This is a genomic window from Gynuella sp., from assembly GCF_050297175.1.
GTDB lineage: Bacteria > Pseudomonadota > Gammaproteobacteria > Pseudomonadales > Natronospirillaceae > Gynuella.
This window is the reverse complement of the sequence record NZ_JBNKSF010000029.1, coordinates 122,904-129,318: the sequence shown is the minus strand read 5'-3', so window position 1 is coordinate 129,318 and position 6,415 is coordinate 122,904. Positions and strand designations below refer to the sequence as shown.

9 protein-coding genes and 2 pseudogenes are annotated in these 6,415 nt (G+C 45.2%); 8 read left to right on the top strand and 3 right to left on the bottom strand.

Going from position 1 to position 6,415, the window contains the following annotated elements; translation table 11 throughout:
• Both ACQY6I_RS11720 and ACQY6I_RS11715 read left to right on the top strand, forming a co-directional pair.
• The coding region (locus tag ACQY6I_RS11720) for an RHS repeat domain-containing protein (RefSeq protein ID WP_428241672.1) at positions 1 to 721 on the top strand (721 nt) is incomplete at its 5' end.
• 79 nt (positions 722 to 800) lie between these two features.
• The gene (locus ACQY6I_RS11715) at positions 801 to 1,169 is read left to right on the top strand and encodes a hypothetical protein (protein WP_428241671.1); all 369 of its coding nucleotides are present in this window, start codon (positions 801 to 803) and stop codon (positions 1,167 to 1,169) included.
• Positions 1,170 to 1,577: 408 nt separating this feature from the next.
• Here ACQY6I_RS11715 and ACQY6I_RS11710 read toward each other — a convergent pair whose 3' ends face one another.
• Positions 1,578 to 1,742 carry a hypothetical protein gene (locus tag ACQY6I_RS11710; RefSeq protein WP_428241670.1) on the bottom strand — a complete coding sequence of 55 codons (165 nt, stop codon included), beginning with the start codon at positions 1,740 to 1,742 and terminating at the stop codon, positions 1,578 to 1,580.
• Positions 1,743 to 2,096: 354 nt separating this feature from the next.
• On the opposite strand from ACQY6I_RS11710, the gene ACQY6I_RS11705 reads away from it, so the two are divergent.
• A complete protein-coding gene (locus tag ACQY6I_RS11705; RefSeq protein ID WP_428241669.1) occupies positions 2,097 to 2,558 on the top strand; it encodes a hypothetical protein in 462 nt (153 codons plus the stop codon).
• A gap of 133 nt (positions 2,559 to 2,691) precedes the next feature.
• Here the strand turns inward: ACQY6I_RS11705 and ACQY6I_RS11700 are convergent, their stop codons facing one another.
• Complete coding sequence (locus ACQY6I_RS11700; RefSeq protein ID WP_428241668.1) at positions 2,692 to 2,841, bottom strand: hypothetical protein; 150 nt, start codon at positions 2,839 to 2,841, stop codon at positions 2,692 to 2,694.
• Between the two features lie 264 nt (positions 2,842 to 3,105).
• Between ACQY6I_RS11700 and ACQY6I_RS11695 the strand changes: the two genes are divergently transcribed.
• The 3 genes and pseudogenes from ACQY6I_RS11695 to ACQY6I_RS11685 form a co-directional block, all read left to right on the top strand.
• Complete coding sequence (locus tag ACQY6I_RS11695; protein WP_428241667.1) at positions 3,106 to 3,450, top strand: RHS repeat domain-containing protein; 345 nt, start codon at positions 3,106 to 3,108, stop codon at positions 3,448 to 3,450.
• 373 nt (positions 3,451 to 3,823) lie between these two features.
• Positions 3,824 to 4,309, top strand: a complete 486-nt coding sequence (locus ACQY6I_RS11690) for a hypothetical protein (RefSeq protein WP_428241666.1) — start codon at positions 3,824 to 3,826, stop codon at positions 4,307 to 4,309.
• Positions 4,310 to 4,380: 71 nt separating this feature from the next.
• A pseudogene (locus ACQY6I_RS11685) lies at positions 4,381 to 4,617 on the top strand (RHS repeat-associated core domain-containing protein); the annotation flags it as partial.
• A 344-nt stretch (positions 4,618 to 4,961) separates the two neighbouring features.
• Here ACQY6I_RS11685 and ACQY6I_RS11680 read toward each other — a convergent pair.
• Positions 4,962 to 5,495 (bottom strand): hypothetical protein, encoded by a 534-nt coding sequence (locus tag ACQY6I_RS11680; RefSeq protein WP_428241677.1) that lies wholly within the window; start codon positions 5,493 to 5,495, stop codon positions 4,962 to 4,964.
• Between ACQY6I_RS11680 and ACQY6I_RS11675 the strand changes: the two genes are divergently transcribed.
• Entirely contained in the window at positions 5,484 to 5,714 is a 231-nt protein-coding gene (locus tag ACQY6I_RS11675; RefSeq protein ID WP_428241665.1) for a hypothetical protein, read from the top strand. The two genes, ACQY6I_RS11680 and ACQY6I_RS11675, sit on opposite strands and share 12 nt — an antisense overlap.
• A gap of 97 nt (positions 5,715 to 5,811) precedes the next feature.
• Positions 5,812 to 6,408 (top strand): annotated as a pseudogene (locus ACQY6I_RS11670) (RHS repeat-associated core domain-containing protein); the annotation flags it as partial.
• Positions 6,409 to 6,415: the final 7 nt, after the last annotated feature.

The window sequence follows — 6,415 nt, the reverse complement described above, 5'->3', positions numbered from 1 at the left end:
GGGCGTGTTTTCCATCGGTCATTGGGTGCGCCGGGTGTTCTATCGCAAAACCGCGACCAGCGGCTGGTCATCGAATCCCAACCTATGGCCCATCAGTTTGTCTGATAACAGTGACGGCGGTCGGGTGGTTGTCTTACGGGGAAAAACCTATCCGCTTAACAGCAGCGGCCAGGCCGAAGCCACCCAACAGCATCACATCCAACGCTATTTTTACACTTACAACAGCCGAGGTCTGGTCAGTCGTATCCGCAACCGCTTTGGTGCCTACCTGCAGTTTCGGTATGACGACAATGATCGACTGATACAGTTGACGGATCAGGCCGGGGTCTCGATTCATTATCAGTACGACGCCCACGGGAACCTTACCGGCGTTATCTATCCGGATGACACGCCAAATGATCTTACCGACAACCCACACAAAACCTATGTGCACAATGATCATCTGGGGATGCCGAGGATCCTGACAGATCAAAGCCAGGCGAAAGTGTGGGAGGTGCAGGCCGCGCCGTTCGGGGAAGTGTCGGAAGAAGTCGCAACTGGCATCACCAACCTGAAAAGCTTTCCTGGGCAAATGCGAGACCTAGAAACGGGCTATAGTGATAGCTGGAACCGGATGTATGATCCGAGTATTGGGCGTTATGTGCAGAGTGATCCGATTGGGCTCCAGGGTGGTATTAATACTTATGGATATGCGCTTCAGAATCCAACACGTTATACCTAGAAGTAACTATGGTATGTCGGAAAGTAGATGATTGGCGGACAGACTTATTCGGTAGAATGAAGCACTGTGCCGTTTTTGTTTGGCATTGAGAAACAGACCATGTACAGGCGAAGAAAAGAAAGTTATTGATAAACAATATAGCCTAGCAGCAAATAGGTTTCCATTTTACCAAGGTTCTAACTCCTTTACATACACAGCAGATACTAGTGCTTTCAATAAACCAGGAGGAGGTAATGAGCATTATCAGATCAATCCACCAAGTGGTGTAACCCAAGAACAATTTGATAATGCAGTAACCAATTCAGGCAATTCTTATCAATCCTCTGAAGATTACAGCGCTCTTCTAGGTCCAAATTCAAATACTGCAGCGGATAACATCATTGAATATGCTGGAGGCACGGCACCGGATGTTGATGGTGCCTGGCAACAGAATTATGGAGAGCATTGAGGTTACCAGTATGACACCATGGTTCATAATTATTCCGATAACTGTCCTTTATGGTGGTATTTATTTCTCGTTAGTCAGTAGCTATAAAGCTACCTTGATTGCAGGACTGGGCCCATTTATTATGTTTTTGCTATTTAACCTTTATGCAGAGTCGCATTCTTCAAGCAAGGAAATATTGGATGGCAGTTGGTTAATCTTTCAAATGATTTTGGGAGGAGGGCTATCCTTTTTGAGTGTAGGTAGTGGACTTGTCTGGAGAGTTTGGAAACGGACTATAGATTAATAGGTGTAGTCCAGGCGGACAATGGGGTCTTACGTTTTTCACAAGCAAGGAATCGATGGGGTCAAGTCTTGCCTTTTGCTACTCGGCTAAATTGCCAACCCCTTCGCCACCAACAGCCCAACCCGCTACCGCCAGTTTTGAACCGCTTCCATCTTCCCATACATCCGGTTCAACTGATGTTCGACCCACCCGATCACCCCGGAAACCAACCGACCGACCTGAGCGCTGTGTTCTTCATCGGTGTCGATGATGATCCGGGTAATCACACGCCAGGACCGAACTAATAACATCCATGCGGCCTTCCGTGGCCGTTCATCTGATCGCTGAGACCGGCGAAAACGGTACCCCGACCCGGGAATGCCTGTACCTGGGATAGTAGGCGATTGCGATGAGAGTCAGTGGCAATCATTTATATTACGTGCACAATGATGCGCTGGGGCCCGCGGATACTGACGGACCAACAACAAAAGTACATGTGTTATCAGATCCATATCGGTATCGGTTTATGCCTAGGGGTTGGTAAAGTGCGAATCCAATATGTCCCGCTTGGAGACGACAGTTCACCAGGATTCCCAATTGGATGAAAGGTTTTGTTGCTGGTGGTAGTGCGGCTGGTGTAAGTGCTGCTAATAATGGTGATATTTGTGGTTGCCAAAACTAAATTAGATAGAACATTTATGAGAACTTTTGTTAGCTTCGAATCAGATTTTTCTTGTGAAGACAGCATTGAGCATCCGAAGGGCCAGGAATTAGCTCGATATTTGTATAACGGTTTAAGAGAAAGTGGTTTTCAAGTAAGAGAGCCACAAAATCGGGAAGACTGGGCTTGGGATATCCTATTGCTGAAAGATGGCTACCAAATAGAAAGTATTCTTGGTTATGTGAATGACTCTCCAATTCAGTGGCTAGTTACAACGCACTTGCATTTTTCCATATGGAAAAAGTTGTTTGCTGGTTCAGTTAAAAACCACGCTGAAAACGAGCTACAGTCATACTGCTGTACAATACATAGATTACTTTCTAATGATCGGTTCCGATTTATCCGTTGGTATAATCAAGAAGAATTTGATCAAAATGTAACTGATAAATGGGAATCTTATCCATAAAGAGGATGCAGTTAATGGGACACCTACCCCAATTATCGGTCAGCCCCGGTAAAACCGGGGCTGTTCTGTTCAACGGCCGAATCCGCTACCACCAGCCTCGAACCGCTTCGACCTCTCCATACACCCGATTCAACTAATGTTCGATCAACCCGATTATCCCGGAAACCAACCGCGCGACCTGAGCGCTGTGTTCCTCATCGGTGTCGATGATGATCCGGGTAATCACACGCCAATGACCGAACTCATACCGTCCATGGTGGTATATTCCAGCCCGGCCTTCCATGGCCGGTCGTTCAGCCCTTAGCGAGACATGCTCGCTACGAGACGGGCTTCACCCTTCCAGGGTTGCCAACCTCTCTGTCAACTGATGACTGATGTTGTCCAGTTAGTTGGATTGGATAGGTGCAGTTACGGATGTGGTCTCGATGAATGACTTCAGCACGTCGACAATTGCGGAACCAGTGTACAGGCCGACGACACCTATAACCCACAGGGTCAGCGTGTAAGCAAAATCCTGAAAGACAGCACCGGAACCGTACTCAGCACCGTGTTGTACCACTATGATTTAGCCGGTCACCTGATCGCCGAGACCGACGAAAACGGGACTCCGATCCGTGAATACCTGTACCTGGGAGAGCAGGCGATTGCGATGAGAGTCTGTGGCAATCATTTGTATTACGTGCACAATGATCACCTCAATACGCCCAGAATATTAACTAACCAAAACCAGGCCAAGGTGTGGGAGGTGCAGACCACGCCGTTTGGGGAGATCAGTGAAGAGATCACCGATGGGATTACCCAGTTGAAAGAGTTCCCTGGGCAGTATCGGGATGAAGAGACAGGTTACGCTGATAACTGGAACAGAACCTATGATCCAAGTATTGGGCGTTAGGTGCAGAGTGATCTGATCGGGCTCGGTGGTGGGTTGAATACTTATGCTTATGTCGATAATGATCCACTTAATTATTTTGATATAGAAGGTGAATCAAAAAAAGGTTGGCTAGAAATTTTATTTTGCATAGCGGTAGCCTGCTCAGATGGTGACTTAGACAAAGATGATTATTAAAAATAAAAGACCACCTCAGCCCAAACCAGAAGAAATATATAAAGATGAAGATCGATATCGAGACAAGAAGAAAAGGTTACCTAAAAAATTACCATTTAGATTTTTTCCGATCATCAGCCCTTGTTTAATTGACCCTAGTTTGCCTGGGTGTATAGATACGCCTCCACCTGAATGCCCACTTTCTTGAGATATAATAGTTATGGATAAATCTACAAAAGATAGTTTTTACAATTTAGCTGAGAATGGAAATGTCTCTGTTATTAGATATCTGGGATGGTATTTATATGCTGAAGAAAGTGACCCAGCAGAAGCATGTAGAGTATATGGATTTGCACAGAAGAACCCAGAATTTGAATTTATGATATGCAAAATCAAATTTATCGAAGGCAACCGTGCGGCCCTATCAGAGATCAAAAGTCTAGCAATCAAGGGCTATGCTCCGGCGTTATATACATATGGCCGACAGCGAATGAAGAAAAAACAATTTAAAAAATATGGATATCTTTGTGTACTGTACGCAGCGAAGAAAGGTAATCTTTGGGCATGTCGGGATAAATATTGGAAAAGAAAGGATGTTTATCCTGGTTTTTTATCGTCCATGTTATCTGTTATAGGGTTAATATATGTAGCTAAGATCGCCGTCAATAGGTATCGAGAGATATGGTCAGAGTCTATGGTTAGTTAATTCGAATAGGATAAAGGGGACGCAATTATTTGGGGACGCCGAGGATCCTGACAGATCAAACCCTGCCGAAAGTGTGGGAAGTGCAGGTCACTCCGTTCGGGGAAATATCCGAAGAAATCGCAACTGGCATCGCCAACCTGAAAGGCTTTCCTGGGCAAATGCGAGACCCAGAAACGGGCTATAGTGATAACTGGAACCGGATGTATGATCCGAGTATTGGGCGTTATGTGCAGAGTGATCCGATAGGGTTGAATGGTGGGTTGAATACATATGCGTATGTCGGTGGGAATCCGCTGAGTTTTATCGATCCCTTCGGTCTGGTCTCTATTTGTAATCATTACAAGGGTATACCACACACATTCCTTTGTACGAACGGAGTTTGTGGTGGTAAACATTCTTCTGGAAGTGGTCCGTCGCTATATAGTGAAACGAGTGAAATTAAGGATGATTCTGGTGATTTGTCAGGGTCGTCGTGTTCGGACGTTCCTGAGCGAGATTGTGACTCAGCTTCCTTTAGTCAGTGCATAGAGAAAAAACTATCTCCAAGGTCCTTAAGTGAGCCTTACTTTTTTTGCTGGCCAGAACTGTGGTACATGGGTAGAAGAAACAATTATGGAATGCTGGAACTCATGTCAAAAAAACTCACCATGAATTATTTCTTTTTAAAACTGGCTAATATCGGAGCATTAATAGTTGCATTTACTTTATTGATAGGAGCCTGGATAGGAATAGCTATTTCAGGCTGGGCTGTATTCAATGCTATTGATTTATATGGCTTTTCGATATCGAAGATTCTTTTGGATGCGAATTTTGGGTATTCAGGCCTTCTATCATTAGGGTTTTCATCTTGTGCATTAATATTAGCGTCTTCGCCTATCAGCAAAATAAAATCTCGGCCTGATTTTTTCCAGGTATTTAGAGTCACTTTTTTTGTTGGAATTGTTCTTTTATCGCCGACTATATTTGCAATTATCGTTTTTTTGTTGCGCTGATATACAACCAAATGAAATTCCCTGTACACCCACCTCAACGGCCCCGAGCCGGGGATGTCCTCTCTCTTATTCAGCACATCGACAACAGTAATACCGGCGTGCAGGCCGACAACACCTATAATCCATAGGGTCAGCGTCTCCGCAAAATCCTGAAAGACAGCACCGGTACCGGACTCAGCACCGTGTTGTACCACTATGATTTAGCCGGTCACCTGATCGCTGAGACCGACGAAAACGGGACTCCGATCCGTGAATATCTGTACCTGGGAGAGCAGGCCATCGCCATGAAAGTCAGTGGCAATCGTCTGTATTACGTGCACAATGATCATCTGGGTATGCCGAGGATCCTGACAGATCAAAGCCAAGTGAAAGTGTGGGAGGTGCAGACCACGCTGTTTCGGGGAGGTGAGTGAAGAGATCGCCGATGGGATTACTCAGTTGAAAGGCTTCCCTGGGCAAATGCGAGATCCAGAGATGGGGTACAGTGATAACTAGAACAGAACCTACGATCCGAGTATTGGGCGGTATGTGCAGAGTGATCCGATCGGGCTCGGTGGTGGACTCAACACATACGGATACGTCGGTGGCAATCCGCTCAGTTATGTGGATCCAAATGGTTTAAGAGGTGCATTGGGGCAGGCCACCGCCACTTATTATGACATCATGACCGGCGGTGCAGCTGCCAATGGTGGACATGGTGGTATCAGTGGTTATGGCAGTCAGTATGATTTGTATTTTGATCAGAATAAGTTGCCGATTAATCAGCATCACAACAATTCATCGTCTGCTTCAAATGGGGCTCCTGAATATTTGACGATAGCTGATCAGAATTACGCAAGTGATAAAGAAAAAAGAAACGTTGAGCACCGCGCATACAAAGAATTTCAAGCTAATGGTTATTTAAGAACTGGAGATCCTTGCAGAGACTTAAAAAACCGTATTGAGTTTTATAAGGAGTTGGCGAATAAAAAAGAAGCTTGGGATCGGAATTGGCATCATCAAAAATCTCCCAGAGGAAGGTACTATTATGAAATTCAACAAATGCGAAAAGATATCAAGGAATGGGAAGATGAATTAAAAAATGTCTGTGGTGATTACGACTTTTAAGGAGCGG